A 1,614-nucleotide genomic window follows, 5' to 3' on the forward strand; every position below is an offset into this window, starting at 1 on the left:
CTGAAAGAAAATCAGCGGTCTGAAATGTGAACAGCATGAGCCTTTGTCGCACTGAAAACTATTTGATCAACAACGCCTGTTCAACTTGTACATTTTCAACTTGTTGCTCGCTGTAATCCTTTAATTCTTTCAGTAAGGCATTAAAACTCGCTTTCATCCCCATACGCAAAAGGGGGGAAAATAATTTTGCAGCAGGTTTCAAGTTAATGTCACAGCACCAATCGACCTGCGTTTTCTGCTTGCCTAAATCGGTAAGCTTTATTGCTACAGAGTTATTTTTTAATGGGAATACGATAGGCGCATTAACGGGTTCAACGCTAAAGCTTATTTCAAATGCTTGTGGCGCCATATGAGTGATCTTTTCAATCGCGGCTAAGCCATTTTCCTTTTGAGTAAACTGGCACACCCGGCCTTCAAAAGGTGCTTGTGCGTCACTTAACGCATAAGAGTGTTTAACAGGGCTTGCCCAACGATGAACATGCGCAAAATCTTGCGCTAAAACTTTCCAAATAAGATCAATTTTTTGGTTTATTACAATCATGTTTTGTACTTGCATCATCATTCCTTAGTCTTTGCGAAAACAATCATGAACCGATTGGTTCAAAATAAATCTTGAACCGAATGGTCTAACATGTCAATATTTCGTCAACATTTTTTAAAAAGCACTCACCATGAGCGGAAAAAAACAGTTTAACGAGCAACAAGCTTTAGATGCTGCGATGCGAGTATTTTGGGAGAAAGGCTTTGCCGCCACTTCAATGGCTGAGCTAGAAGCAGCAACAAAACTCAATAAATCAAGTCTTTATAACACTTTTGGTAATAAAGAGGCGCTTTATGGAAAAAGCCTGGAGCATTTTCGAACCCAATACACAGAGCGGGTTTTTCAGCAATTAGCACACCCTGACCTAGCGCAAGCATTAAACGATGTGTTTAGCCGTTTAATCGCTGGGTTTGAAAGCCCTAATTGCCCTAGCGGCTGCATCGCCACCATGGCGGCGCTGGAAATGAATGAAACCAGTAAAGACATAGCACAGTTAGTTGCCAAAGGCATTGACGATACCTTGCAAGCGTTAACACAAAGACTATCGCAAGGCATAGCGGATAAACAACTGCCGCCAGAAACCGCCCCTCAAGAGTTAGCGTCTATGATAGTCGCTGTAACACGAGGCGTGATAGTGCTCAATATGGGAACAGGCAACAGCCTGGCGGGTCATCAAGCTTATCGCCAGTTGCTAAGACAGCTGAATATTCAAGCATTGCCTAAGACTTAAACCATTGACTTCAGGAAAGACGCCCATGACTGACAACGCTCCTTTTTATCCAGTACAACCGCACGGACACGTAAAACGCCTATTTAAGGATATTTACATGGTCACTGGCAGCGTAGCAATGAAGCTACCTCACCCCAAAATTGGCCCTTTAACGCTGCGCTTTAGTCGTAATATGGTGATCATAAAGCAAGGTGGTGAACTCACCTTAATTAACTCTGTACGCTTAAATGGGCAAGGGTTAGCACAACTTGATGCCCTAGGTAAGGCAGGGCGGGATCGCACTTTTTCAACGAATATGATCTAATAGGCTCAAACCCGTAAATCGATACGAATTTTGAGCCTG

Annotated in this window: 3 protein-coding genes; 2 read left to right on the forward strand and 1 reads right to left on the reverse strand. The window is 43.0% G+C overall.

Annotated features, from left to right (window positions below):
- Window positions 1–58: 58 nt before the first annotated feature.
- Window positions 59–556, reverse strand: coding sequence for an SRPBCC family protein (locus D1Z90_RS20520; RefSeq protein ID WP_158587208.1), 498 nt, complete (start codon window positions 554–556; stop codon window positions 59–61).
- 115 nt (window positions 557–671) lie between these two features.
- Between D1Z90_RS20520 and D1Z90_RS20525 the strand changes: the two genes are divergently transcribed.
- Window positions 672–1,271 (forward strand): TetR/AcrR family transcriptional regulator, encoded by a 600-nt coding sequence (locus D1Z90_RS20525; RefSeq protein ID WP_119912631.1) that lies wholly within the window; start codon window positions 672–674, stop codon window positions 1,269–1,271.
- 25 nt (window positions 1,272–1,296) lie between these two features.
- Window positions 1,297–1,575 (forward strand): hypothetical protein, encoded by a 279-nt coding sequence (locus D1Z90_RS20530; protein WP_119912632.1) that lies wholly within the window; start codon window positions 1,297–1,299, stop codon window positions 1,573–1,575.
- Window positions 1,576–1,614: the final 39 nt, after the last annotated feature.

It is taken from the genome of Motilimonas pumila, assembly GCF_003596335.1.
Taxonomy (GTDB): domain Bacteria; phylum Pseudomonadota; class Gammaproteobacteria; order Enterobacterales; family CBDFNC01; genus Motilimonas; species Motilimonas pumila.